21 protein-coding genes and 2 rRNA genes are annotated in these 25395 nt (G+C 72.1%); 19 read left to right on the forward strand and 4 right to left on the reverse strand.

Annotation, left to right across the window (positions count from 1 at the left end):
• The 4 genes from BT364_RS06880 to BT364_RS42220 form a co-directional block, all read left to right on the forward strand.
• Positions 1-306: ribosomal RNA gene (locus BT364_RS06880) — 23S ribosomal RNA — on the forward strand; the annotation flags it as partial.
• Between the two features lie 133 nt (positions 307-439).
• A 5S ribosomal RNA gene (gene rrf, locus BT364_RS06885) occupies positions 440-556 on the forward strand.
• Between the two features lie 267 nt (positions 557-823).
• Entirely contained in the window at positions 824-1795 is a 972-nt protein-coding gene (locus BT364_RS43935; RefSeq protein ID WP_218172408.1) for a hypothetical protein, read from the forward strand.
• Positions 1795-2478, forward strand: a complete 684-nt coding sequence (locus BT364_RS42220) for a tetratricopeptide repeat protein (protein ID WP_218172409.1) — start codon at positions 1795-1797, stop codon at positions 2476-2478. The genes BT364_RS43935 and BT364_RS42220 overlap by 1 nt, the downstream gene beginning before the upstream one ends.
• Before the next feature lie 75 nt (positions 2479-2553).
• On the opposite strand, the gene BT364_RS06895 is transcribed toward BT364_RS42220, so the two are convergent.
• Positions 2554-3831 carry a DUF1015 domain-containing protein gene (locus BT364_RS06895; protein WP_072484226.1) on the reverse strand — a complete coding sequence of 426 codons (1278 nt, stop codon included), beginning with the start codon at positions 3829-3831 and terminating at the stop codon, positions 2554-2556.
• A gap of 72 nt (positions 3832-3903) precedes the next feature.
• Between BT364_RS06895 and BT364_RS06900 the strand changes: the two genes are divergently transcribed.
• Positions 3904-4932 carry an HAD hydrolase-like protein gene (locus BT364_RS06900; protein ID WP_072484227.1) on the forward strand — a complete coding sequence of 343 codons (1029 nt, stop codon included), beginning with the start codon at positions 3904-3906 and terminating at the stop codon, positions 4930-4932.
• A gap of 112 nt (positions 4933-5044) precedes the next feature.
• A complete protein-coding gene (locus BT364_RS06905) occupies positions 5045-5887 on the forward strand; it encodes an ABC transporter ATP-binding protein (RefSeq protein WP_072484228.1) in 843 nt (280 codons plus the stop codon).
• 32 nt (positions 5888-5919) lie between these two features.
• On the opposite strand, the gene BT364_RS06910 is transcribed toward BT364_RS06905, so the two are convergent.
• Entirely contained in the window at positions 5920-6267 is a 348-nt protein-coding gene (locus tag BT364_RS06910) for an SCP2 sterol-binding domain-containing protein (RefSeq protein ID WP_072484229.1), read from the reverse strand.
• 43 nt (positions 6268-6310) lie between these two features.
• Between BT364_RS06910 and BT364_RS06915 the strand changes: the two genes are divergently transcribed.
• The 6 genes from BT364_RS06915 (at position 6311) to BT364_RS06940 (ending at position 12341) form a co-directional block, all read left to right on the forward strand.
• Complete coding sequence (locus BT364_RS06915; RefSeq protein ID WP_177328047.1) at positions 6311-6649, forward strand: hypothetical protein; 339 nt, start codon at positions 6311-6313, stop codon at positions 6647-6649.
• Positions 6650-6656: 7 nt separating this feature from the next.
• Positions 6657-7472 (forward strand): TlyA family RNA methyltransferase, encoded by an 816-nt coding sequence (locus BT364_RS06920; protein ID WP_072484230.1) that lies wholly within the window; start codon positions 6657-6659, stop codon positions 7470-7472.
• On the forward strand, positions 7469-8374 hold the full coding sequence (locus BT364_RS06925; protein ID WP_072484231.1) for an NAD kinase: 906 nt from the start codon (positions 7469-7471) through the stop codon (positions 8372-8374). Before BT364_RS06920 ends, BT364_RS06925 begins: the two co-directional genes overlap by 4 nt.
• 125 nt (positions 8375-8499) lie before the next feature.
• Entirely contained in the window at positions 8500-10227 is a 1728-nt protein-coding gene (gene recN, locus BT364_RS06930) for a DNA repair protein RecN (protein ID WP_072484567.1), read from the forward strand.
• Between the two features lie 68 nt (positions 10228-10295).
• Positions 10296-11123 (forward strand): hypothetical protein, encoded by an 828-nt coding sequence (locus BT364_RS06935; protein ID WP_072484232.1) that lies wholly within the window; start codon positions 10296-10298, stop codon positions 11121-11123.
• A 123-nt stretch (positions 11124-11246) separates the two neighbouring features.
• Complete coding sequence (locus tag BT364_RS06940) at positions 11247-12341, forward strand: glycosyltransferase family 4 protein (RefSeq protein ID WP_072484233.1); 1095 nt, start codon at positions 11247-11249, stop codon at positions 12339-12341.
• Positions 12342-12358: 17 nt separating this feature from the next.
• Here the strand turns inward: BT364_RS06940 and BT364_RS06945 are convergent, their stop codons facing one another.
• Positions 12359-13984 carry a PucR family transcriptional regulator gene (locus tag BT364_RS06945; RefSeq protein ID WP_072484234.1) on the reverse strand — a complete coding sequence of 542 codons (1626 nt, stop codon included), beginning with the start codon at positions 13982-13984 and terminating at the stop codon, positions 12359-12361.
• A 219-nt stretch (positions 13985-14203) separates the two neighbouring features.
• Here BT364_RS06945 and BT364_RS06950 point away from each other — a divergent pair, with 219 nt between their 5' ends.
• A complete protein-coding gene (locus tag BT364_RS06950; RefSeq protein WP_072484235.1) occupies positions 14204-15067 on the forward strand; it encodes a sulfurtransferase in 864 nt (287 codons plus the stop codon).
• Positions 15068-15113: 46 nt separating this feature from the next.
• On the opposite strand, the gene BT364_RS06955 is transcribed toward BT364_RS06950, so the two are convergent.
• Positions 15114-16940, reverse strand: coding sequence for a glycoside hydrolase family 15 protein (locus BT364_RS06955; RefSeq protein WP_177328048.1), 1827 nt, complete (start codon positions 16938-16940; stop codon positions 15114-15116).
• A gap of 380 nt (positions 16941-17320) precedes the next feature.
• Here BT364_RS06955 and BT364_RS06960 point away from each other — a divergent pair, with 380 nt between their 5' ends.
• The 6 genes from BT364_RS06960 (at position 17321) to BT364_RS06985 (ending at position 25351) form a co-directional block, all read left to right on the forward strand.
• Entirely contained in the window at positions 17321-19006 is a 1686-nt protein-coding gene (locus tag BT364_RS06960; RefSeq protein ID WP_072484236.1) for a CTP synthase, read from the forward strand.
• Between the two features lie 89 nt (positions 19007-19095).
• Complete coding sequence (locus BT364_RS06965) at positions 19096-19722, forward strand: NUDIX domain-containing protein (RefSeq protein ID WP_072484237.1); 627 nt, start codon at positions 19096-19098, stop codon at positions 19720-19722.
• A 216-nt stretch (positions 19723-19938) separates the two neighbouring features.
• A complete protein-coding gene (locus BT364_RS06970) occupies positions 19939-22002 on the forward strand; it encodes a tetratricopeptide repeat protein (protein WP_072484238.1) in 2064 nt (687 codons plus the stop codon).
• 143 nt (positions 22003-22145) lie between these two features.
• Positions 22146-23261 (forward strand): alanine dehydrogenase, encoded by a 1116-nt coding sequence (gene ald, locus BT364_RS06975; protein ID WP_072484569.1) that lies wholly within the window; start codon positions 22146-22148, stop codon positions 23259-23261.
• 369 nt (positions 23262-23630) lie between these two features.
• Entirely contained in the window at positions 23631-24749 is a 1119-nt protein-coding gene (locus BT364_RS06980; RefSeq protein ID WP_072484239.1) for a ParA family protein, read from the forward strand.
• On the forward strand, positions 24746-25351 hold the full coding sequence (locus BT364_RS06985; protein ID WP_072484240.1) for a hypothetical protein: 606 nt from the start codon (positions 24746-24748) through the stop codon (positions 25349-25351). Before BT364_RS06980 ends, BT364_RS06985 begins: the two co-directional genes overlap by 4 nt.
• The last annotated feature ends 44 nt before the right edge of the window (positions 25352-25395 follow it).

Consider the following 25395-nt stretch of genomic DNA (forward strand, 5'->3'; position numbering starts at 1 on the left):
GTGAGACAGTTCGGTCCCTATCCGCTGTGCGCGTAGGAATATTGAGAAGGGCTGTCCCTAGTACGAGAGGACCGGGACGGACGAACCTCTGGTGTGCCAGTTGTTCTGCCAAGGGCATGGCTGGTTGGCTACGTTCGGAAAGGATAACCGCTGAAAGCATCTAAGCGGGAAGCCTGCTTCGAGATGAGTATTCCCACCAACTTGATTGGTTAAGGCTCCCAGTAGACGACTGGGTTGATAGGCCAGATGTGGAAGCCCGGTAACGGGTGGAGCTGACTGGTACTAATAGGCCGAGGGCTTGTCCTCAGTTGCTCGCGTCCACTGTGTTGTTCCCGGGTTGCGAACAGTCGCACCGGTTGAACAGCTTCACTACTTAATTGAAAAGTGTGCTTGTTCGCTAAGTGCCGATATCCCGCTTTGCGGGGTGGCCCGATAGTGTTTCGGTGGTCATTGCGTTAGGGAAACGCCCGGTTACATTCCGAACCCGGAAGCTAAGCCTTTCAGCGCCGATGGTACTGCAGGGGGGACCCTGTGGGAGAGTAGGACGCCGCCGAACAATCTTTCAAGGACCCTTGGTCCCAGCGTTCACGCTGGGACCAAGGGTCCTTTTGTTTTTGTCGAAGCGCGTCGGATGTCCGGCTGCGCCAGAATGTCTTGTAGTACCCGATGACAGGAGTCACACCGATGTCCACCAACTCTCCCGACGATCGTTCGGAGCGCGAGCCGCGTCGCCGGGACGGTGGTGACCGAGGCGGCTTCAGCGGCCGTCGTGACGACCGCTCCGGCGGACCGCGCCGGGACAACGACCGTGGTGGCTACCGGCGTGACGACAGCCGGCCCACCGGCGGAAGCGGTGGCGGCGGCTTCCGTCGCGACGACCGCGACCGCGATCGTGACCGAGGGCCGCGCCGTGACGACAGCCGTGGTGGCGGCCCCGCCGCTGGCTTCCAGCGCCATGACGACCGGCCGCGCGGCCCCCGCCGTGATGACGACAGCCGCGGTGGTGGCTACCGGCGCGACGACAGCCGTGGTGGCGGCTCCGGTGGTGGCTTCCGGCGTGACGACAGCCGCGGTGGTTCCGGTGGTGGCTTCCGGCGTGATGACAATCGCGGTGGTGGGTTCCGTCGCGATGACCGCGACCGCGATCGTGATCGTGGGCCGCGTCGGGACGATGAGCGTGGTGGGTTCCGTGGGCCGCGTCGTGATGACGACCGTGGTGGGCGTCCGTCGGCTGGGTTCGAGCGGCGTGACGACCGGCCGCGCGGCCCCCGCCGTGATGACGACAGCCGCGGTGGTGGCTACCGGCGCGACGACAGCCGTGGTGGCGGCTCCGGTGGTGGCTTCCGGCGTGACGACAGTCGCGGTGGTTCCGGTGGTGGCTTCCGGCGTGATGACAATCGCGGTGGTGGGTTCCGTCGCGATGACCGCGACCGCGATCGTGATCGTGGGCCGCGTCGGGACGATGACCGTGGTGGGCGTCCGTCGGCTGGGTTCGAGCGGCGTGACGACCGGCCGCGCGGCCCCCGCCGTGATGACGACAGCCGCGGTGGTGGCTACCGGCGCGACGACAGCCGTGGTGGCGGCTCCGGCGGTGGCTTCCGGCGTGACGACAGCCGGGGCGGGGGATACCGCGGCCAGCGGGACGATCGCGGTGGCCGGGGCGGCTACCGCGGGCGTGACGACCGTGGCGGGTACGAGCGTCGGGACGACCGGGACCGCGAGCCCATCAAGCGGCTTCCGATTCCCGAGGACGTCACCGGTGACGAGATCGACAAGGATGTGCGGCAGGAGCTGATGAGCCTGCCGAAGACCCTGGCCGAGGATGTCTCGCGCAACCTCGTCATGGTGGCCCGGCTGATCGACGAGGACCCGGAGCAGGCGTACGCGTACTCGCGGATCGCGCTCCGGCTGGCCTCGCGGGTGGCCGCGGTGCGTGAGGCGGCCGGGTTCGCCGCGTACGCCACGCAGAAGTACTCGGAGGCGCTGGCCGAGTTCCGGGCCGCCAAGCGGATGACCGGGTCCGTGGAACTGTGGCCCGTCATGGCCGACTGCGAGCGTGGGCTCGGGCGGCCCGAGCGGGCGCTGGCCATGGCCGGCGAGCCCGAGGTGCAGAAGCTCGACAAGGCCGGGCAGGTCGAGATGCGGCTGGTGGCCGCCGGGGCGCGTAGGGACATGGGGCAGCTCGACGCGGCCATCGTCACCCTGCAGAGCTCCGAGCTCGCGTCGAACGCCGTGCACCCGTGGACGGCCCGGCTGCGCTACGCGTACGCCGACGCGCTGCTGGCGGCCGGGCGCGAGGACGAGGCGCGTGAGTGGTTCGGGAAGGCCCTGGAGGCCGACAAGGACGGCTCGACCGATGCGTCCGACCGGCTCGCCGAGATGGACGGTGTCGAGTTCGTCGACGCCCTCGACGAGGATGAGGACGGGGACGAGAACGACGGGGACGACGAGGACAAGGGGCGTACGTCCGAGGCGTAAGGCGTGAAAAAGAGGGCGGCACCCCTTCCGGGGTGCCGCCCTCTTTTTTGTTGGCCGCTTTTTGTCGTCCGCGGGTCAGCCGAGGTCGAGGCTTCGCAGGACCAGGCCGGTGGCCGGCTTGGGGCCGAAGGAGGTCGACTTGCGGGGCATGGTGACGCCCTGCCGGGCGAGGTCCCGGACGACTTCTTCGCGTACCGGATGCATCAGGACCGCCGTCGCGTGGTGACGCTCGGCCTGTTCGACGGCGGCTGCGGTGTCGTGGATGTACGCGATGTGTTCCGGGGTGTCGGGGATCTGCCAGACGTGGTCGAGCAGGGCCGCGTGCAGGACCGTCGCGTCGAGGGTCTGCCAGGCGGCCGGGCGGTCGGTGGGGATCGTGCGGGACAGCAGGCCGGGGTCGGGGCGGTCGACGAGATGGAAGCCGCCGTCGCCGGCGAGCAGGAACGCGTTGCCCTCGGCGGCCGCCTCAGCGAGTGCGTCCAGGGCCCGGGGGAGCGGTCCGTCCAGGTCGCGGATGCGGAAGAGGCCGTCCAGTGCGGCGAGTGCGTCGGCGACCGGGAGGCGGTGCAGCAGTCGGTGTATGGCGCGGACCCGGAGCGGGTAGCGGGCCGTGTCGACGAGGAGGACCAGGCCGAAGTCCCAGGGGCCGGGAGTGGTGTGCTCCTGCTGGAGGCGGAGGTACGTGGCCCAGCGGTGGTGGCCGTCGGCGATCAGCGCCTGGTGGCGGGCGAGATCGGTCTCGATCTCGGCGCGTTCGGCCGGGTCGGTGACCGCCCAGAGCCGGTGGTGGTACCCGTCCTCGGTGGTGGTGGCGAGCAGCGGCGGGCGGTCCGTGGTCCGCTCGATGACGGCGGTCGCGCCCGGGCCGTCGCAGTCGCTGCGGTAGGTGAGCAGCAGGGGTTCGAAGTGGGCGGCCGTGGTGCGCATCAGGTCGGCCCGGTCCTCGACGACATGGGCCATCACGTCCTCGTGCGGCAGGACGATGCCGTCCGCGGGGGCCGAGAGCGCCAGCGCCCCGACGACGCCGCGTTGCAGGATTTCGGCGTCGCGCTGCTCGTAGACGTACAGCGCGGGCTCGCTGTCCGGCGCGAGGACGCCCTCGGCCAGCCAGCGGTTCAGGGTCTGTGCCGCCTGTTCGTGGCGGGCCGCGGCCGTTTCCGCCTGCGGGAGTATGAGCCGGACGATGTTGTACGGATCCGCCGACTCCAGGTGGTGCAGCCCGTCGGGCCGGACGACGACGTCGTACGGCGGTGAGGTCACCGCGGCAAGGCTGCCGACCCGCTCGGGGACGTATCGCAGTCCACGGAACGGAATCAGACGCAGTCCCTGGCCGGCCGGACCTGATGTGTTCATTTCTGCATCGTATGTGCGCGGACGGCATGCGCGATGATCGGAACAGAAAGCATGGGACGAGGAGCGCAAAGAATGAGTCAGGTGAGCAGGACCAGGCCGAGCGGCAGCAGCACCGCGCTGAACGAGGCGTACGACACGGCGCTGCTCGATCTCGACGGGGTGGTGTACGCGGGCGGTCACGCGATCGTCCATGCCGTCGACTCGCTGGCGGCGGCGCGGGACGGCGGGATGCACCTGGCGTACGTGACCAACAATGCCCTGCGGACACCTGCCGCGGTGGCCGGGCACCTGACCGAACTCGGTGTTCCGGCGGAGCCCGCCGATGTGATCACCTCGGCGCAGGCGGTCGCCCGGCTGATGGCCGACCAGCTGCCCGCCGACGCCCGGGTGCTGGTGGTGGGCGGCGAGGGGCTGCGGGTCGCGCTGCGGGAGCGGGGTCTGGTGCCGGTGGAGTCGGCGGACGACGAGCCGGTCGCGGTGGCGCAGGGGTACGGCGGGCCCGACATGGCCTGGGGGCGGTTCGCCGAGGCCGCGTACGCGATCGCGCGCGGGGTGCCGTGGTTCGCGTCCAACACGGATCTGACGATTCCGAGCGCCCGGGGAATCGCACCGGGGAACGGTGCGGCGGTGGAGGTCGTACGGATCGCCACCGGGGCCGAGCCCCAGGTCGCCGGGAAGCCGTTGCCGCCGATGCACCGGGAGACGGTGCTGCGGACCGGGGCCGAACGCCCGTTGGTGGTCGGTGACCGGCTGGACACGGACATCGAGGGCGCGTTCAACGGCGGCGTGGACTCCCTGCTGGTGCTCACCGGGGTGACGGACGCGGCGCAGCTGCTGGCCGCCGTGCCGAAGCACCGGCCGACGTATGTGGACGCGGACCTGCGGGGTCTGCTGACCGGGCAGCCCGGGGTGGCGCAGAGCGGCGAGGGCTTCGTGTGCGGGGGCTGGACGGCGTCGGCGCGCGGGGACGAGCTGGTGCTGGAGGGGGACGGGGACGTACTCGACGGGCTGCGGGCGCTCTGCGGGGCGGCGTGGTCGTACGCCGGGGACGGTTCGTGCGGGCTGGACACCGGGAAAGCGGTCGCCAGGCTGGGGCTGTAGCGGGAGGGCTCCCGGCGACACCCACGCAAAGGAGGGTAGGCTAACCTAACTTTGTCCTGCTCGGTGTGTCGTCGTCCCGCACCCGATCACCTGCGACTCCGGGAGTACGACCATGCAGCGCCTCACCGCGGACTCGGTGACCCTCGGCTACGACCGGCGGGTCATCGCGGAGAATCTCTCGGTCGAGATTCCCGACCACTCGTTCACGGTGATCGTCGGCCCCAACGCCTGTGGCAAGTCGACCCTGTTGCGCGCGCTCTCGCGGATGCTGAAGCCGGAGAGCGGGCGGGTGCTCCTGGATGGGCAGGCGATCCACGGGATGCCGGCGAAGAAGGTCGCCAGAACGCTGGGGCTGCTGCCGCAGTCCTCCATCGCGCCGGACGGCATCACCGTCGCCGACCTCGTCGGGCGCGGCCGGTACCCGCATCAGGGGCTGCTGCGTCAGTGGTCGCCGGACGACGAACGGATTGTCGAGGAATCGATGGCGGCGACCGGAGTCGGCGCGCTCGCCGATCGGTATGTCGACGAATTGTCCGGCGGGCAGCGCCAGCGCGTCTGGATCGCCATGGCGCTCGCCCAGCAGACGCCGCTGCTGCTGCTCGACGAGCCGACGACGTATCTCGACATCCAGCACCAGATCGATGTCCTCGACCTCTGCGCGGAGCTGCACGAGACGCAGGCGCGCACCCTGGTCGCCGTCCTGCACGACCTGAATCACGCGGCGCGCTACGCCACCCACCTGATCGCGATGCGGGAGGGCGAGGTGATCGCCGAGGGCGCACCGGGCGAGGTCGTCACCGCGGAGCTGGTGGAGCGGGTCTTCGGGCTGCGCTGTCAGGTCATCGACGATCCGGAGACCGGGACCCCGCTGGTGGTACCGGCCGCGCGCAGGCCGCGCGGCGACGGGGCGGGCGTACGGGGCAGGGCGCCCGCCGGGGCGTCGGCCGGGGGCTGAGCAGTGGTCGGCGGAAGGCCGGCCCGTACCGCCTACAGCAGCGACCTGAGTCTCAGCAGATCGCGGAAGCCGGCCTCCAGGCGGACCCGGCCCGAACCCCATGCCTTGGCGAAGTTCAGATCGCCGTCCACCATGGCCACCAGGTCGTCACCGGTCATCGCGAGCCGGATCTCGGCCTTCTCGCGGGGCGGGCCCTCGACCGTGTCCAGGACCTGGATCCGGCCATCGGCCAGCCGGCCGGTGAAGGTGATGTCGAGGTCCTTGATGTGGCAGCTCAGCGAGCGGTCGAGGGCAGCCGCGCTGCGCACGTCGCCGTCGGCCCCCGCGAGGCTGTCGGACAGTTTGTCGAGTGCGCTGCGGCACTCCGCCATGGTCGCCATTGTGATCGACGGTACCGCAGCCCTTCGCGGTAGCGTTTCCCGCATGAGCGACTCGACGCCGGAGCCGGGGACGGCAGCCGGAACACTGCCCGGGAGCGAGGCGGAGGACCCGTCCGGCGAGGGCACGGACCCGGCCGCCGGGACCCCGCTCGACCCCGCCGCGCCCGTGCCCCTCGGCGTCGCGCGCACCCCTACCGGCAACGCCGGGGTGGACGCGGGGCTGGAGCGTCTCGCCGATGCGGACCACCTCCCGGCGGACGGACACATCGAGGTGTACGAGGATGTACACCGTGGGCTGCGCGAAACGCTGACCGCGCTGGACGCCGGGCCCACACCCGCACCGGTACCCGCACCGATGCCCTCGTACGACAACAGGAGCTGAACCGAACGTGGCAGGAGTGGCACGTCGCCGCCTCGACGCCGAGCTGGTACGCCGTAAGCTCGCCCGCTCGCGCGAGCATGCGAGCCAGCTGATCGCCGCAGGGCGGGTGACCGTCGGCGGGAACACCGCGACCAAACCCGCCACCCAGGTCGAGACCAGCGCCGCCGTCGTCGTGATCAAGGACGACAGCGACCCCGAGTACGTCTCGCGCGGCGGGCACAAGCTCGCCGGCGCCCTCGCCGCCTTCGTACCCCTCGGACTGAAGGTCGAGGGGCGGCGGGCGCTGGACGCCGGGGCGTCGACCGGTGGCTTCACCGACGTGCTGCTGAGGGCCGGCGCCGGCCATGTCGTCGCCGTCGACGTCGGCTACGGGCAGCTCGCCTGGTCGCTCCGGTCCGATGAGCGCGTCACCGTCAAGGACCGCACCAACGTACGGGAGCTGACGCTGGAGGCGATCGACGGGCAGCCGGTGGACCTGGTGGTCGGCGATCTGTCGTTCATCCCGCTGGGTCTCGTACTGCCCGCCCTGGCGCGCTGCGCCGCCCCCGACGCGGACCTGGTCCTCATGGTCAAGCCGCAGTTCGAGGTGGGCAAGGAACGGCTGGGCAGCGGTGGTGTGGTGCGCAGCCCCGAGCTGCGGGCCGAAGCGGTACGGGAAGTGGCACGCCGGGCCTGGGCGCTGGGGCTCGGGGTGCGGGGGGTGACGGCGAGCCCGCTGCCGGGGCCCTCGGGAAATGTCGAGTACTTTCTCTGGCTGCGGGCAGGAGCACCTGAGCCGGATCCCGCAGATGTCGACCGTGCAGTGGCGGAGGGGCCTCGTTGACGACGAATGCGGCACGAACTGTCTTTCTTCTGGCACATACCGGCCGTCCGGCCGCGATCCGCAGTGCCGAACTGGTTGTACAGGGGCTGCTGCGCAGCGGCCTCGGCGTCCGGGTGCTGGCCACCGAGGCCGCCGATCTGCCGCTGCCGCCGTCCGTCGAGACGGTCACGGACACCACGCCCAAGGCCGTGGACGGCTGTGAACTGCTGATCGTGCTCGGCGGGGACGGGACGCTGCTGCGCGGCGCCGAGTTCTCCCGCGCCTCCGGGGTGCCGATGCTCGGCGTCAACCTCGGCCGGGTCGGCTTCCTCGCCGAGGCCGAGCGGGACGACCTGGACAAGGTCGTCGACCGGGTCGTCACCCGGGCGTACCAGGTCGAGGAGCGCATGACGCTCGACGTCCTCGTGCACAGCAACGGCGACATCGTCCACACCGACTGGGCGCTCAACGAGGCGGCCGTGCAGAAGGTGTCGCCCGAGCGGATGCTGGAGGTCGTCCTGGAGATCGACGGCCGTCCCGTGACCGGATTCGGCTGCGACGGGATCGTCTGCGCGACCCCGACCGGATCGACCGCCTACGCCTTCTCGGCGGGCGGTCCCGTCGTCTGGCCCGAGGTCGAGGCGCTGCTGATGGTGCCGATCAGCGCCCATGCGCTGTTCGCCAAGCCGCTGGTGACCTCCCCGACGTCGGTGCTCGCCGTCGAGGTCCAGCAGCACACCCCGCACGGGGTGCTGTGGTGCGACGGGCGCCGGACCGTGGAGCTGCCCGCGGGAGCGCGGGTCGAGGTGCGGCGCGGCGCGGTGCCCGTACGGCTGGCGCGGCTGCACCACGCCTCGTTCACGGACCGGCTGGTCGCGAAATTCGCACTGCCGGTCTCCGGGTGGCGCGGCGCACCGCACTGACCGGCGGACATTCCCCCGGAGGTGTTGTGGATGCCGGGCGGATACCCGGAAGGGTGAGCCCCGGGGACGGGGTCCGTCGCACATCGGGCTCCGGACCTCGTAAGGTCGTGTCCGTGTTGGAGGAGATGCGGATACGGTCGCTCGGAGTCATCGACGACGCGGTGGTGGAGCTGTCACCCGGCTTCACCGCGGTGACGGGCGAGACCGGCGCGGGCAAGACCATGGTCGTCACCAGTCTGGGGCTGCTGCTCGGCGGGCGCGCCGACCCCGCCCTGGTACGGATCGGGGCCAGGGCAGCCGTCGTCGAGGGGCGGATCACGGTGTCCGACGGCGACACCGTCGCCCTGCGGGCCGAGGAGGCCGGGGCAGAGATCGAGGACGGCGCGCTGCTGATCAGCCGTACCGTCTCCGCGGAGGGGCGCTCCCGGGCGCATCTCGGCGGCCGGTCCGTGCCGGTCGGCGTGCTCGCCGAACTCGCCGACGAACTCGTGGCCGTGCACGGCCAGACCGACCAGCAGGGGCTGCTCAAGCCCGCCCGGCAGCGACAGGCGCTCGACCGGTACGCGGGCGACGGTGTCGCCGTGCCGCACGCCGAGTACGCGGCGGCCTACCGGCGGCTGCGGGCGGTCGTCACGGAGCTCGACGAGCTGACGACGCGGGCCCGTGAACGCGCCCAGGAAGCCGATCTGCTGCGCTTCGGGCTGGGCGAGATCGCCGCGGTCGAACCCCTGGCAGGTGAGGACGGCGAGCTCGCCGCCGAGGCCGAGCGGCTCGGCCACGCGGAGGCGCTGGCCTCCGCCGCGGCCCTCGCGCACACCGCGCTCGCGGGCAATCCGGAGGACCCGGAGGGCGTCGACGCGACGACCGTGGTCGCCGCCGCCGGACGCTCCCTGGACGCCGTGCGCGCCCACGACCCGGCACTGGCGGCGCTCGCCGACCGGATCGGCGAGATCTCGATCCTGCTCTCCGACGTGGCCGGTGAACTGGCCGGGTACGCCGACCAGTTGGACGCCGACCCGCTGCGGCTCGCCGCGGTGGAGGAGCGCCGCGCCGCGCTCACCGCGCTCACCCGGAAGTACGGCGAGGACATCGGCGCCGTGCTCGCCTGGGCCCGGGAGGGCGCCGCCCGGCTCACCGAACTGGAGGGCGACGACGACCGGATCGGTGAGCTGACGGCCGAGCGCGACGCGCTGCGGGCCGAACTCTCCGGCCTAGGACAGGCGTTGACCGACGCGCGCAACCGGGCGGCCGCGCTCTTCGCCGAGGCGGTGACCGCGGAGCTGGCCTCGCTGGCCATGCCGCACGCCCGGGTCTCCTTCGACATCCGGCAGACCGAGGCGGCCGACGAGGCGTCCGGCATCGAGATCGACGGACGGAGCGTGGTCTACGGGCCGTCCGGCGCCGACGAGGTCGAGCTGCTGCTGGCCCCGCACCCCGGCGCCCAGCCCCGGCCGATCGCCAAGGGCGCGTCGGGCGGTGAGCTGTCCCGGGTGATGCTCGCCGTCGAGGTGGTCTTCGCGGGCGCCGACCCCGTACCCACGTACCTCTTCGACGAGGTCGACGCGGGCGTCGGCGGCAAGGCCGCGGTCGAGGTCGGGCGGCGGCTCGCGAAGCTCGCCAGGTCCGCCCAGGTCGTCGTCGTCACGCACCTGCCGCAGGTGGCGGCCTTCGCGGACCGGCAGCTGCTGGTCGAGAAGACCGTCGACGGATCGGTGACCAGCAGCGGGGTCACGGTCCTGGAGGGCGAGGACCGGGTGCGTGAGCTGTCCCGGATGCTCGCGGGCCAGGAGGACTCCCAGACTGCACGGGCCCACGCGCAGGAACTGCTGGCCGCGGCCAGGTCGGACGGGTAGGGCCTACGGGCTACGGGCACGGGCTCCCGCCCGGCCGCAGCGGCGGTCCGCTGCGTAGTCTGGCGCGCATGGGAGCAGCGTTCAGCAGGGCCGTGACGTCCGGTACCGTCGCCGCCGCCGTGGCGGGGGGTGTGTACCGGACGCTGCGGGCCCGGCCCCGCCCGCACCGGCGGCGCGCCAACTACGCGGGCCGCGCCGTCGATCTGTACGCGGGTCCGGCCGCCGTCCTCGGCGCCGCGGCCGGAACGGCCGTTCTGCCGCTGCCGGCCCGTACCCGGTGCGCCACCGCGCTCGCCGTACTGGTGGCCGGTGGCTGCGGTGCGTACGACGACCTCGTCGGTGCGGACGATCCGCGCCGCGGATTCCGCGCCCATCTGGGGGCGCTGCGGGAGGGCGAGGTGACCAGCGGTGCGGTGAAGCTCTTCGGGGTCGGGGCCGCCGGGCTGGCGGCCGGCGTGCTGCTCAAGGAGCGGCCCGTCGACCGGATGCTCGCCGCGGTCGTGATCGCCGGAACCGCCCATCTCGTCAATCTGGTGGACGTGCGGCCCGGCGCGGCCGCCGCCACCGTGCTCGCCCTCGGGGCCCCGGGCCTGCCGCAGGGGGGCCTCGCCGCCGCGCCGATAGGTGCCGTGGCCGCGCTCGTCGCCGACGACCTGGGGGAGCGGACCATGCTCGGGGACACCGGGGTCCATGCCCTGGGGGCCGCGCTCGGGGTCGCGATCGTCGCGGGACGCGGCCGGGCCGGACTTCTCGCGCACGCCGCCGGACTGGCCGCGGCGGCGGCGTACGGGGACCGGATCAGCCGGCTCGTCCGGGTGCTGTCGGAGCGCCGACCGAGAAGGCCGTGGGGCGCGGCGGGCAACAGCGCGCCGGTTTCTCACCCGTGCGAGTGGTAGGCCGCGTCCGGTAGTTGCCGCGCGGGCCGCAACGACGGCCTGATTGTGCCGGAACGTGCGTACGGACTGGCATCCTTGGCGATGCAATCACCGCCGACTCGGGAGCCCCGGGAGCCATTCAACGTGTCACAGCTGCGTACGGTCCAAGTCCTGGGCGGCGGCAGCGCGGGCAGCAGTGCCCACGTCAGCTCGCTGGCCGCGGGACTGGTGGCGAGAGGCGTGCACGTCACCGTCTGCGCCCCGGCCGAACTGGACCACGCCTACGACTACTCCGGTACGGGGGCTCGTTTCGCGCCCGTACCCCGGCGCAGTGACCCCGTCTCCGTCGCCGCCCTGCGCGCCGCCTGCCTGACGGCGGACGTCGTCCACGCGCACGGCCCGCACGCCGCCGTGCGCGCCGCCCTCGCGCTCGGCGGCCGGCGCGTTCCGCTGGTCGTCACCTGGCACGCCCGCGCCCATGTCGAAGGGGCCCGCAGCCGGCTGATCCGGCTGATGGAGCGAAGGGCCGCCCGTGCGGCGGCGGTTGTGCTCGGCACGACATCGGACCTGGTCGACCGGGCACGGCGCCGAGGGGCGCGCGACGCGCGGCTCGCGCCGGTCTCCGCCCCCGTACCCCAGCTGCCCGCCGCCGCCCACGAGGGCAAGGCGCGGGCCGAACTCGGTGCGGTGGAAAGGCCGTTGATCATCGCCTGCGGGAGCCTCGTACCGCATCACGGGTACGGCACCCTGCTCGACGCCGCGCGGCTCTGGCGCGAACTGGACCCCGCACCGCTCCTGGTCGTCGTGGGCGAGGGGCGGGAACGGGCCGCTCTGCAGCGCCGGATCAGGAACGAGGACCTGCCCGTCCGGCTCGTCGGCAGCCGCGACGACCGCGCCGAGCTGCTCGCCGCGGCGGATCTGGCCGTACTGTCCAGCAGCTGGGAGGCGCGTTCGGTGGCGGCGCAGGAAGCGCTGCGGCTCGGCGTCCCGTTGGTCGCCACCGCGGTCGGCGGGGTGCCCGAACTCGTGGGGGACGCCGCGGAACTCGTGCCGTACGGCAACGCGGAGGCGCTGGCGCGGGCGGTGGCCAGGCTGCTCGGGGACCCCCGGCGGCGCGGGGAGATGTCGGCCGCCGGGCTGGCGCAGGCGGCGAGTTGGCCGACCGAGGACGACACGATCGCCCAAGTGCTCAGTGTGTACGACGAGTTGACCCAGCCGCTGGCGGCGCGGGCGCGCTGAGCCGCTCGACCGGCCCGCTACGAGGTGTGGCGGCGGGCCCGGAGAGCCAGGCTCAGCGCCAGCACCGCCTGGGGGTCGTCCAGGTCGGTGCCGAGCAGCTCACCGATCCTGGCCAGCCGGTTGTACAGCGTCTGACGGTTCAGATGCAGCTCCCGCGCAGTCTCCGCCTTGCGGCCCGCGTGAGCCAGATACGTCTCCAGCGTCGGCAGCAGCGCCGGGCGCGAGGTGCGGTCGTGATCGCGCAACGGGCCGATCGCCCGTTCCACGAAGGCCGCCAGATCCGGGTGGTCCCGCAACCGCCACAGCAGCAGGTCGATGTCGAGGCGCCGGGCGTCGTACCAGGGCCGGTCGCTGAGGCCGTGCGCGGCCGTCGCCGTCTCCGCCGCGTGCCGCAGCCCCGCCCCGGCCGCCGCCCAGCCGCCCGCCACGCCCACCACCACGACCGGCGGATGCGAACCGGCCCGCTCCAGCCCGGCCCGCTCCACACCGGCCCGCAGCGCCGCCGCGACCCGGTCCGCGACCGCCGTGCGCTCCGACTCGGACCGCAGCCCGAGGAGCACCGGAACCCGGCCCTCCACGGGCCGTACGCCCAGCAGCACCGGCACACCCACCGACGAGAGCTCCTCCAGCACCGCCCGCGCCAGCAACGCCCAGTTCCCGGACACCGAGAGCTCGGGGGCCAGCCGCATCACGACGGGCAGCAGCGGCATGTCGGCCGGCCTGAACCCCAGCACTCGGGCCTGCGCGGGCGCGTCCTCCGGCGTGATCCGGCCTTCCGCGAGATCGGTCAGGAAGTCGCCCCGGCCGCGCGCCGCGAGCTCCTCCTCCTGGCGGGCCTGCATCAGCACGACGGCGAGGATCCCCGCCGCCCGCTCCGCCGCCATCCGGTGCACGGTCACCAGCGGCCCGGAGACGGCCAGCAGCACCAGCCTGGCCCGTACCGAACCGGTGCCCGGACCGCCGCCCGGCACATCCACCAGCACCGAACCGGTGGGCGGTGTCTCACGGGCCGCCCGGCCGCCGCGCATCCCGTCCCACACCTGGAGCGGATCGGCACAGACCGGACCGGACCCGGGGCCCGCCGCATACAGCAACTGGCCGTCCGCCGTCTCCAGGAAGACCGGGTTGGCCGCGAAGTCCGCCAGGATGCCGAGCACCTGGGGCACCCCGCCACCGCCGAGCAGCGCCTTGGTGCACCGCCGGTGCACGTCCTCGGCCTGCCGCAGCAGCGCGTAGTGACCGTTGACGATCTCGGTGTGGATCTCCTCGGTCACCGTCACGAAGGGCACCTCGCGGTGCAACTGCACCAGCGGCAGCCCCGCGGTGCGGGCGGCGTCCACTATCGACGCCGGCAGCCGGCTGAAGCGCGGCCCGAGCTCCACCACCAGGGCGGCGATCTGGCGGTCGGCGAGCCTGCGGACGAAGGCGCGCTGCTCGGCGGGGCGGGTGCCGAGCCCGAGGCCGGTGGTGAGCAGCAGTTCGCCGCCCTTGAGCAGCGAAGCGATGTTGGGGACCTCGCCCGCGTGCACCCAGCGCACCGTACGGTTCAGCCGGTCCGCGCCGGCCACCACCTCCGGGAGCCCACCGCGCAGCCCCGGCAGCTCAAGGGCTCGCTGCACGGTGATTCCGCCTTGCGTCTCCACTGGCTCTGGCCTCGCGCTTCACTCGGGTCCAACGGGCGGTCGCCCTGATTCAGGAAGGTACCGGCCCCGGACGCCCGAGGCGTCGTCGGGGGAGCCACCGGGGGAGTCCGGGGGCCGCGGAACCGCTGTTGACACGGGACGAGCGCCGCTGCGATCTTGTGGGCGCCGCGCGGTTCGGGCCGAGTGGCCCTCACATCCGGATCAGGAGCTGGAGCAGCCGTGGGCGACGACGTATCGGTGTACGCGAGCAGTCAGGAGCTTCCCGGCCCGCTGGTCGGGGCCGACTGGCTGGCGCGGCGGCTCGGCCGGCCGGGAACGGTCGTCCTCGACGCCTCGGTCGGCGCGCACCGGGGCGGCGAGCTGCGGATTCCCGGAGCGCGGGTCTTCGACATCGACGGGGCGCTGTCCGACCACTCGGGGCCGCTGCCGCACACGATGCCCGACGCCGGCCGGTTCACCGAGGAGCTGCGCTCCCTCGGCGTGAACGGCACCGACACCGTCGTCGCGTACGACGGCGCGGGCATCTACTCCAGCGCGCGGGCCTGGTGGATGCTGCGGGCGATGGGCTTCGACCGGGTCGCGGTCCTCGACGGCGGCCTGCCCGCCTGGGCCGGGGCCGGGCTGCCGCTGGAGAGCGCCGGGCCGGTGCCCGCCGCGACGCCCGGTGACTTCACCGCATCCCCGCGCGCGGGGATGTTCGTCGGCAGCGAGGAGGTGGCGGCGGCCCTGGCCGACCCGGCCGCGGTGGTCCTCGACGCCCGCTCCCGGGACCGGTTCACCGGAGCCGCCGCCGAACCCCGGCCGGGGCTGCGCGGCGGGCACATGCCGGGGGCGGTCAGCCTGCCCTTCGGCGAGCTCCAGCGCGACGGGCGGATGCGCCCGGCCGATGAGCTGCGCACCGTGTTCGCCGCTCTCGCCGGGGAACACGAGCGGCTGGTCGTCAGCTGCGGATCGGGTGTCACCGCGTGCGTTCTGGCACTGGGGGCCGAGCTCGCCGGGTACCGGGGACAGGCCGTGTACGACGGGTCCTGGAGCGAGTGGGGGCTGCCGTCGGAGCTGCCGGTCGTGACCGGGGCGCAGTGAGACCTCACGGGGCGGGCGGCTCTGTGCCCGCCCCGTGACCCGGGGGTCAGCCGACGTACGCCCCGCTCGCCGTCAGGCGCAGCGCCGTGTCGATCAGCGGCACATGGCTGAAGGCCTGCGGGAAGTTCCCCACCTGGCGCTGCAGCCGGGGGTCCCACTCCTCCGCGAGCAGGCCCAGGTCGTTGCGCAGGGCCAGCAGCCGCTCGAAGAGCTGACGCGCCTCGTCGACCCGGCCGATCATCGCCAGGTCGTCCGCCAGCCAGAACGAGCAGGCCAGGAACGCACCCTCGTCGCCCTCCAGGCCGTCGACGCCCGCGTCCTCGCCCGAGGTGGGGTAGCGCAGCACGAAGCCGTCCTCGGTGGACAGCTCGCGCTGGATCGCCTCGATCGTGCCGATCACGCGCTTGTCGTCCGGCGGCAGGAAGCCCATCTGGGGGATCAGCAGCAGCGAGGCGTCCAGTTCCTTCGACCCGTAGGACTGGGTGAAGGTGTTGCGCTCCGGGTCGTAGCCCCGCTCGCAGACATCGCGGTGGATTTCGTCGCGCAGCTCGTGCAACCGCTCCAGCGGCCCTTCCGCGTCCCCGGACTCGATGAGCTTGATGGTGCGGTCGACGGCGACCCAGGCCATCACCTTCGAGTGGACGAAGTGGCGGCGCGGCCCGCGTACCTCCCAGATGCCCTCGTCCGGCTCGTCCCAGTGCTTCTCCAGGTACTCGATCAGCTTGAGCTGGAGGCCCGTCGCGTAGTCGTTGCGGGTCAGACCGGTCATGTGGGCGAGGTGGAGTGCCTCGGTGACCTCGCCGTACACGTCCAGCTGGAGCTGGCCCGCCGCGCCGTTGCCGACCCGGACCGGGCCGGAGTTCTCGTAACCGGGCAGCCAGTCCAGCTCGGCCTCGCCCAGCTCGCGCTCGCCCGCGATGCCGTACATGATCTGCAGGTTCTCCGGGTCGCCGGCGACCGCCCGCAGCAGCCACTCGCGCCAGGCGCGGGCCTCCTCGCGGTAGCCGGTGCGCAGCAGCGAGGAGAGCGTGATCGCGGCATCGCGCAGCCAGGTGTAGCGGTAGTCCCAGTTCCGGGAGCCGCCGATGTCCTCCGGCAGGGAGGTGGTCGGCGCGGCGACGATGCCGCCGGTCGGCGCGTACGTCAGGGCCTTGAGGGTGATCAGGGAGCGGACCACCGCCTCGCGGTAGGGCCCGTGGTACGTGCACTGCTCGACCCATTCGCGCCAGAAGTCCGCGGTCGCGTCCAGCGAACCCTCCGGGTCCGGCAGGGCGGGCGGCTCGTGGTGCGAGGGCTGCCAGCTGATGGTGAACGCGATCCGGTCACCCGGCGCCACCGTGAAGTCGGAGTACGTCGTGAGGTTCTCGCCGTACGTGTCGGCGGGGGTGTCCAGCCAGACGGAGTCCGGGCCCGCGACGGCGACCGTGCGGCCGTCGACCTTGTGCACCCATGGGGTGACCCGGCCGTAGCTGAACCGCATGCGCAGCTCCGAGCGCATCGGCACCCGGCCGCTGATCCCCTCCACGATCCGGATCACCTGCGGCGCGCCGTCACGCGGCGGCATGAAATCGGTCACTCTGACCGTTCCGCGCGGTGTGTCCCACTCCGATTCCAGGATGAGGGAGTCCCCGCGGTAGCGGCGGCGGTCCGCGGACGGCGGCTGTGTCCCGTCGGCCCGCGCGGGTCCCAGGCGCCAGAAGCCGTGCTCCTCGGTACCCAGCAGTCCCGCGAAGACGGCGTGCGAATCGAAGCGGGGAAGGCACAGCCAGTCCACTGTGCCGTCCCGGCAGACCAGGGCGGCGGTCTGCATGTCTCCGATGAGTGCGTAATCCTCGATGCGCCCGGCCACGTGCATCTCCAGTCGAACGGCCATGTCGCCCCGTAGGGCATTACTGCGGGTAAAGAGGTCGTCGCAAGGGGTTGTTGTGGGGGATCCTGCGAACGCGTCACCTCGCCCTGGGCGAGTGTCCGAGCAGGATACGACGCACCCCGATGATCCGCGCGACGGTCTCAGCAACACGTCCGACCCGAACGAGTGTGTGTACGAGTACTCGTGGTGATCATGCGAGGTGGACGTCGGAATGCGGCCGGAAGCGGGCTCCCCTCGGCGCTGATACCCTGGTAGCCCGTGGACCGGTGGTCGTCCGCAACCGCAGACGAGGCCCCCGAACCGCAGCGACGGCGCCTCCGGAGTCTCCGGACGAAACGCCGGTACGCACCTCACGATCGCGACCACGGGAGCCCCCTTTGGCTATGCAGCCCACATCCACGACGACCAAGCACATCTTCGTCACCGGGGGTGTCGCCTCTTCCCTCGGCAAGGGTCTGACTGCCTCCAGCCTCGGTGCCCTGCTCAAGGCGCGCGGCCTTCGGGTCACGATGCAGAAGCTCGACCCGTACCTCAACGTCGACCCGGGCACGATGAACCCCTTCCAGCACGGTGAGGTGTTCGTCACCAACGACGGCGCCGAGACCGACCTGGACATCGGTCACTACGAGCGCTTCCTCGACGTCGACCTCGACGGCTCCGCCAACGTCACCACCGGCCAGGTCTACTCGCAGGTGATCGCCAAGGAGCGGCGCGGCGAGTACCTCGGTGACACCGTGCAGGTCATCCCGCACATCACCAACGAGATCAAGCACCGCATCCGCCGCATGGCCACCGACGACGTCGACGTCGTCATCACCGAGGTCGGCGGCACGGTCGGGGACATCGAGTCGCTGCCGTTCCTGGAGACCGTCCGCCAGGTCCGCCACGAGGTCGGCCGGGACAACGTCTTCGTCGTGCACATCTCGCTGCTGCCCTACATCGGCCCGTCCGGCGAGCTCAAGACCAAGCCGACCCAGCACTCCGTCGCCGCGCTGCGCAACATCGGTATCCAGCCGGACGCCATCGTGCTGCGCGCCGACCGCGACGTACCGACCGCCATCAAGCGCAAGATCTCGCTGATGTGCGACGTCGACGAGGCCGCCGTGGTGGCCTGCGTGGACGCCAAGTCGATCTACGACATCCCGAAGGTGCTGCACACCGAGGGCCTGGACGCCTACGTCGTGCGCAAGCTCGACCTGCCGTTCCGCGACGTCGACTGGACGACGTGGGACGACCTGCTGGACCGCGTCCACAACCCCGACCACGAGATCACCGTCGCGCTCGTCGGCAAGTACATCGACCTGCCCGACGCCTACCTCTCGGTCACCGAGGCCATCCGGGCCGGCGGCTTCGCCAACAAGGCGCGGGTCAAGGTCAAGTGGGTCGCCTCGGACGACTGCAAGACCGCGGCGGGTGCCGCGAAGCAGCTCGGCGACGTCGACGCGATCTGCGTCCCCGGCGGCTTCGGCGACCGCGGTGTCAACGGCAAGATCGGCGCCATCCAGTACGCCCGCGAGAACAAGGTGCCGCTGCTCGGCCTCTGCCTCGGCCTCCAGTGCATCGTGATCGAGGCCGCGCGCAACCTCGCCGAGATCCCCGACGCCAACTCCACCGAGTTCGATGCCGCCACCGCGCACCCCGTCATCTCGACGATGGAGGAGCAGCTGGCGTACGTCGAGGGCGCGGGCGACCTCGGCGGCACCATGCGGCTCGGCCTGTACCCGGCGAAGCTGGCCGAGGGCTCGCTGGTCCGCGAGGCGTACGACGGCCAGCCGTACGTGGAGGAGCGCCACCGCCACCGCTACGAGGTCAACAACGCCTACCGGGCCGAGCTGGAGAAGAAGGCCGGTCTGGTCTTCTCCGGCACCTCCCCGGACAACAAGCTCGTCGAGTACGTCGAGTACCCGCGCGAGATCCACCCCTACCTGGTCGCCACCCAGGCGCACCCGGAGCTCCGCTCCCGCCCGACCCGCCCGCACCCGCTCTTCGCGGGCCTGGTGAAGGCGGCCGTCGAGCGCAAGACGGGCGCCGCGGCCGGTGACGGCAAGGGCAAGCCGTCGGGCAAGTAGTCCGGCGCCGCACAGGCGTTACCGTTGACCGGGGTACGCATCCTTCGAGGATGCGTACCCCGGTTTCTGTTTTTCGTGGGAGGACGTAGATGGGTTTCCAGGACACGCCCGAGGAGTGGCAGGTCACCGCGACCGAGACGCCCTTCACCGGCAACAAGACCAGCGTCCGCACCGACGAAGTGGTGATGCCGGACGGCACGGTCGTCCGCCGCGACTACCAGGTCCACCCGGGCTCGGTCGCCGTGCTCGCGCTCGACGACGACGGCCGGGTCGTCGTGCTGCGGCAGTACCGCCACCCGGTGCGCCACAAGCTCTGGGAGATCCCGGCCGGACTGCTCGACGTCCCCGGCGAGAACCCGCTGCACGCGGCGCAGCGCGAGCTCTACGAGGAGGCGTACGTCAAGGCCGAGGACTGGCGGGTGCTGACCGACGTCTACACCACGCCGGGCGGCTGCGACGAAGCCGTACGGATCTTCCTGGCCCGGAACCTCTCCGAGGCCGACGGGGAGCGCTTCGAGGTCTCCGAGGAGGAGGCCGACATGGAGCTGGCCCGGGTGCCGCTCCAGGAGCTGGTACGGGGTGTGCTCGCGGGGGAGCTGCACAACAACTGCCTGGTGGTGGGCGTCCTCTCGCTGGCGGCGGTCCTCGCCGGTGACGGGATCGAGTCGCTGCGTCCGGCCGAGGCGCCGTGGCCGGCCCGCCCGTTCGAGGCCTGACGGGCCGTAGGGAAGGACCGGCGGTCCGAGGGCCGGCGGTGGCCCGCGGGGCCGCTGAACGGTTCACCGGGGTCCTTCGATCGGAAAAGATGCTGATCCGATCGGGGGACCTCCGCGCCGTGCTCCAGGGAAATCGTCCACACGCCTGAACTACGCTCGGAATGCCCTGACCGGAGTCCCGGCGGGCGACGCGTGCAGCGAAGTGGAGCGTGGCCCGTGACGGATCAGGCGGTGGACACCAGCGGCCCGGCCAAGGCAGCGGGAACCGAGGAGCCGTCCGGCACCGCCCCACCCCAATTCTTCGGCCGCGAGCGCGAGTTGAAGCAGCTGCGGACCGACATCGAAAGAGCCGGCCTGGACACCCTGGCCGGCCGCAAGGCCGCCCGCGCCCGGGTCCTGCTGATCGCCGGACGCCCCGGCTCCGGACGCACCGCACTCGCCGGTGAACTCACCCGCAGGCTGCTCGCCGCCGGCGACCACCCCGACGGACTGCTCCGCGCCCGGCTCACCGATCCCGGCGGCGCGGCGGTGCCCACCGAGCGCACCGCCCGCGAGCTGCTCGACCAGCTGGGTGTCACCGGGCCGCCCGGCGCGGACGGGGACGAACTCTCCGAGATGGTCCGCAAGGAGCTCGCCGGACGCCGCGCCCTGCTGCTCCTGGACGACGCGGCGGACGCGGAGCAGGTCGACCCGCTGTTGCCGGACAACCCGGACTGCCTGGTCGTCGCCACCTCCGGCGGCCCGCTGACCGGCATCCCCGGCGTCCGCCCCTGCACCATCGGCGGCCTGGACGCGGGCTCCGCCGTACGGCTGCTCGCCCCCGTCATCGGAGAGGTCAGGATCACCGTCGACCCGCGGACCGCCGAGACCCTCGCCGAGGAGTGCGCAGGGCTGCCGGCCGCCCTGGTGATGGTCGGGGGCTGGCTCGCCGCCCGCCCCATGGCATCGGTCGCCGATGTCACCAAACGACTGCGCGAACTGCCTGACGACACGGAGCAGTCCACCGGCTCCCGCCCGCTGGCCCGCGCCTTCCGGCTGGCCCACGACTCGCTGCCGCCGACGGCCGCCCGGATACTGCGACTGCTCGCCCTCGCCCCCGCCGGACTCGCCGACGCCCACACCGCGTCCGCGCTGGCCGGCTGCTCCGTCTCGGCCGCCCAGACGACCCTCGACGACTTCGTGGCGCTCGGGCTGCTGCACAGCAACGGCGCGGACCAGCCGCAGTACGAGGTGCCCGGCTGCCTCGCGCCACTGCTGCGGGCGCTGCTGGAGGCCAGGGACAGGCCGGCGGAGATCCAGCTCGCCAGGGCCCGGATGCTGGAGCGGACCGTACGGCTGCTGCAGTCCTGCCGGGCGGTCACCGAACCCGAGGGTTCCCCGGCCCGCCGCAAGCTCGCCGGGCTGCCGCGTTCGCTGCGCTTCCCCGGCCCCGATGCGGCCGCCGAATGGCTGCGGATCCGCCGGCCCGCCCTGCTGGCCTCGGCCCGGATCGCCGTCGAGGACGGTGAACTCGACACCCTGGCAAGGCGGTTGGTGGCCGCGCTGGTGCGGGCGCTGGCCGTGCACCGGGGCACCGAGGCCGCCGCGCCCGAGCTGTACGGACTGCACGGTCTGGTGCTGGCCGTCGCCGAGCGGCGGGAGTTGCCGCGCGAGCGGGCCGCCGCGCTGCTCAACCTCGCCGATCTCGACGCCAGGACCGGCCGCACCCGGGAGGCGCTGGCCCGCTACCGGGCCGCGCTGGACGCCGGACGCGCCGCGAAGGACCCGTACGCCACCGGCCGTGCGATGGAATCCGTAGGTGGCGCCTACGCCGAGCTGGGGGACTTCCAGCGGGCCTCCGACTGGTACGGCCGCGCGCTGGCGCAGCGGCTCACCCAGGGGGAGCGGGCCGACGAGGCGCGGCTGTACGGGCGGCTCGGCGCCGTCCACACCTATGCCGGGCGGTACGGCGAGGCGCTGCGGAACTGGCGCGCCGCGGCGGCCGGGTACCGCAGGCTCGGCGACGTGCCGGCCCAGGCGCGGGCGCTCAGCGAGGCGGCGCGGGTGCAGGAGTACGCGGGCCGGCCGCACGAGTCCCTGCACACCTGCCAGGAGGCCGTCGAGTGGGCCAGGCGGGCGGGGGACGTACGGCTACAGGCGGCACTGGAGCTCCGGCTGGCCGACACCCTCGACAGGCTCGGTGACCCGGCAGCGGCCGGGTTGCACCGGGGTCTGGCCGACAGATTGCTGAACCAAGAGGGCGTGGCCTGCGAAATCCGTAGTACGGCAACAGAAAAATAATGCTTTGTAAGGCTAGACAGCGCGAAACCCTTCATTAGAATGGCTCTGCCGCGTGTGCTCGCGGTGTCTCCATTTACGTAGTGTCTATCCGGGTATGTATAGCTATGTCCGGGTAACCCTCTGAGCCAAGGACCGTGATCGACGTGAAGGTCGGCATCCCCCGCGAAGTCAAGAACAACGAGTTCCGCGTGGCGATCACGCCCGCCGGTGTGCACGAGCTCGTCCGCCACGGCCACCAGGTCGTCATCGAGGAGAACGCCGGTGCCGGCTCCTCCATCACGGACGAGGAGTACGTCGCCGCCGGGGCGCAGATCCTCCCCACCGCCGACGAGGTCTGGGCCACCGCCGACCTGCTGCTCAAGGTCAAGGAGCCGGTCGCCGAGGAGTACCACCGCCTCCGCAAGGACCAGACGCTCTTCACCTACCTCCACCTCGCGGCCTCCCGCGAGTGCACCGACGCGCTGATCGAGTCGGGCACCACGGCCATCGCCTACGAGACGGTCGAGACCGCGAGCCGCGCCCTCCCGCTGCTCGCCCCGATGTCCGAGGTCGCGGGCCGGCTGGCCCCGCAGGTCGGCGCCTACCACCTGATGCGCTCGGTCGGCGGCCGCGGCGTGCTGCCGGGCGGCGTCCCGGGCACGGCGCCCGCCGAGGCCGTCGTCATCGGCGGCGGTGTCTCCGGCTGGAACGCGACGCAGATCGCGGTCGGTCTCGGCTTCCACGTCACGCTGCTCGACAGGGACATCAACAAGCTCCGCGAGGCCGACAAGGTCTTCGGCACCAAGGTGAAGACCGTCGTCTCCAACGCCTTCGAGCTGGAGAAGGCCGTCATCGAGGCCGACCTCGTCGTGGGCGCGGTGCTCATCCCCGGCGCGAAGGCGCCGAAGCTGGTCACCAACGAGCTCGTCGCCAAGATGAAGCCCGGAAGTGTTCTTGTCGACATTGCGATCGACCAGGGCGGCTGCTTCGAGGACTCCCACCCGACGACGCACGCCGAGCCGACCTTCAAGGTCCACAACTCGGTCTTCTACTGCGTCGCGAACATGCCGGGCGCGGTTCCGAACACCTCCACGTACGCCCTCACCAACGCCACGCTGCCGTACATCCTGGAGCTCGCCAACCGCGGCTGGGTCGAGGCGCTGCGCCGCGATGCCGCGCTGGCCAGGGGCCTCAACACCCATGACGGGCAGGTCGTTTACCGCGAGGTGGCCGAGGCGCACGGCCTGGAGCACGTCGAGCTGAGCTCGCTCCTCGGCTGACGGGTCAATTCCTTCCGTCAACCCCATGCGTACGGCCGGACCTTGCCGAGCAAGGTCCGGCCGTACGCATGTCGGGCCCCTTCGGTGGTCCCGTTCAACTCGTCTCGAACGTAACCCTTTAACCGATTCGTACACCCGTTAAATCTGCGCCCCGATGGCCGCACGCCCTTGACAGGGGCGTGTTCGATTGCCGACACATCGGGCCGGGTCCGGCGGATTGTGTTGCTGCGGAGCGGTGACACGCCATAGAGTCGCCAATCGTCGGCATGGTGCCACGCTGACCTATCGATAAGTTTCCTGGTCACGTCCAAGGAGGTAAGACGACTTGTGAATGAGTCGACATTTACTCCCGGGGGTGTTCATCCAGGGATGCCTGCACGGGGCCAGAGCCCGCACGGGCTGGAGGCTGTCGGCTCCGTCGCTGTCCGCACCTTCGCCACCCAACAGCACATGACGACAGCCCCCCAGATGATGGACGGCCTACACGTGAACGCCATGGCCGGCAACGAGAGTGGCCGGGAGACCGCCCGCTTCGCCGACTTCGACGAGGTGCCCCAGGGGCACTTCTACGACCCCGACGCCGAGTACGAGCCCGACCCGGAGTACGCGGCCACTCTCGCGCCCGACGCCGCCCGCCAGCGCCGCGAGCGGATCGGCCCGACCGGTCGCCCCCTGCCCTACTTCCCGATCCCGGGCCCGCTGACCGATCACGGTCCCGCGAAGATCATCGCGATGTGCAACCAGAAGGGCGGCGTCGGCAAGACCACGTCGACCATCAACCTGGGCGCCGCGCTCGCGGAGTACGGGCGGCGCGTCCTGCTCGTCGACTTCGACCCGCAGGGAGCCCTGTCGGTCGGGCTCGGCGTCAACCCGATGGAGCTCGACCTCACGGTCTACAACCTGCTCATGGAGCGGGGCATGTCGGCCGACGAGGTGCTGCTGAAGACCGCGGTCCCGAACATGGACCTGCTGCCCAGCAACATCGACCTGTCGGCCGCCGAGGTGCAGCTGGTGAGCGAGGTGGCCCGGGAGTCCACGCTGCAGCGTGCCCTGAAGCCGCTGATGTCCGACTACGACTACATCGTGATCGACTGTCAGCCCTCGCTCGGCCTGCTCACCGTGAACGCCCTCACGGCTGCCCACAAGGTCATAGTGCCGCTCGAGTGCGAGTTCTTCGCGCTGCGTGGTGTGGCGTTGCTCACCGAGACCATCGAGAAGGTCCAGGAGCGCCTCAACCCCGATCTGGAGCTCGACGGCATCCTCGCCACCATGTACGACTCCCGTACGGTGCACAGCCGTGAGGTCCTCGCGCGCGTCGTCGAGGCATTCGACGACCACGTCTACCACACGGTCATCGGGCGCACCGTGCGCTTCCCGGAGACCACGGTCGCCGGTGAACCCATCACCACGTACGCCTCCAACTCGGTCGGTGCCGCCGCCTATCGCCAGCTCGCCAGGGAGGTGCTCGCCCGGTGTCACGCCGAGTGAGTCTGCCCGGGGCCGACGAACTGTTCCGTACCACCGGAGGAATGGGGCTCCAGGCCTCGTCCCCGGCCGACCGGCGGCGCAAGGCGAACGGTGAGGCCCGGGTGCCCGGTCCGGCCGGCGAGAGCGATTCCGGGGCGGACGGAGCCGGGGCGGACCCGGCGCAGGCCACCGAAGGCTCCTCGCGCGAGGAGCACTCCGCGGCCGACGCCGACGCGGCGGAATCGCGCACCCGCGGCGGCGACCGGGTCGCGATGGCCGCGCAGGCGGGCCGCAGGCCCCAGCAGCTCGCACCGGCGGCCGCCTCACCCGCCGCGCAGGAGGCGGTCCCCGCCCCCGCAGTCCAGCAGCAGCGCGGGCGCGGAGCCGGGCGCGGGGCGAACCGGCGGCCCAGCGGCCGCGAGCGCCACGACGAGAAGATCACCGTCTACGTCTCGGCCGAGGAACTGATGGACCTCGAACACGCCCGCCTCGTACTGCGCGGGGAGCACGGGCTCGCGGTCGACCGTGGACGGATCGTCCGTGAGGCGGTCGCGGTGGTGCTCGCGGATCTGGAGTCGCGGGGCGACGCGAGCATCCTCGTACGGCGGCTGCGCGGCCGCTGACGGGCGAGGCGCCGGTAGCCTGCCCGGTGGGCGACCGCCGAAGG

This window comes from Streptomyces atratus (assembly GCF_900119365.1).
GTDB classification, from domain to species: domain Bacteria; phylum Actinomycetota; class Actinomycetes; order Streptomycetales; family Streptomycetaceae; genus Streptomyces; species Streptomyces atratus_B.

Coding starts and splice junctions, on each gene's coding strand:
- BT364_RS06910 (WP_072484229.1), bottom strand. CDS start 6,267: ATGGCGACCATGGCGGAGTGCCGCAGCGCACTCGACAAACTGTCCGAC.
- BT364_RS06915 (WP_177328047.1), top strand. CDS start 6,311: ATGAGCGACTCGACGCCGGAGCCGGGGACGGCAGCCGGAACACTGCCC.
- recN (WP_072484567.1), top strand. CDS start 8,500: ATGCGGATACGGTCGCTCGGAGTCATCGACGACGCGGTGGTGGAGCTG.
- BT364_RS06895 (WP_072484226.1), bottom strand. CDS start 3,831: ATGAACACATCAGGTCCGGCCGGCCAGGGACTGCGTCTGATTCCGTTC.
- BT364_RS06965 (WP_072484237.1), top strand. CDS start 19,096: ATGGGTTTCCAGGACACGCCCGAGGAGTGGCAGGTCACCGCGACCGAG.
- BT364_RS06960 (WP_072484236.1), top strand. CDS start 17,321: ATGCAGCCCACATCCACGACGACCAAGCACATCTTCGTCACCGGGGGT.
- BT364_RS06980 (WP_072484239.1), top strand. CDS start 23,631: ATGCCTGCACGGGGCCAGAGCCCGCACGGGCTGGAGGCTGTCGGCTCC.
- BT364_RS06900 (WP_072484227.1), top strand. CDS start 3,904: ATGAGTCAGGTGAGCAGGACCAGGCCGAGCGGCAGCAGCACCGCGCTG.
- BT364_RS06905 (WP_072484228.1), top strand. CDS start 5,045: ATGCAGCGCCTCACCGCGGACTCGGTGACCCTCGGCTACGACCGGCGG.
- BT364_RS06935 (WP_072484232.1), top strand. CDS start 10,296: ATGGGAGCAGCGTTCAGCAGGGCCGTGACGTCCGGTACCGTCGCCGCC.
- BT364_RS42220 (WP_218172409.1), top strand. CDS start 1,795: ATGAGCCTGCCGAAGACCCTGGCCGAGGATGTCTCGCGCAACCTCGTC.
- BT364_RS06955 (WP_177328048.1), bottom strand. CDS start 16,940: ATGGCCGTTCGACTGGAGATGCACGTGGCCGGGCGCATCGAGGATTAC.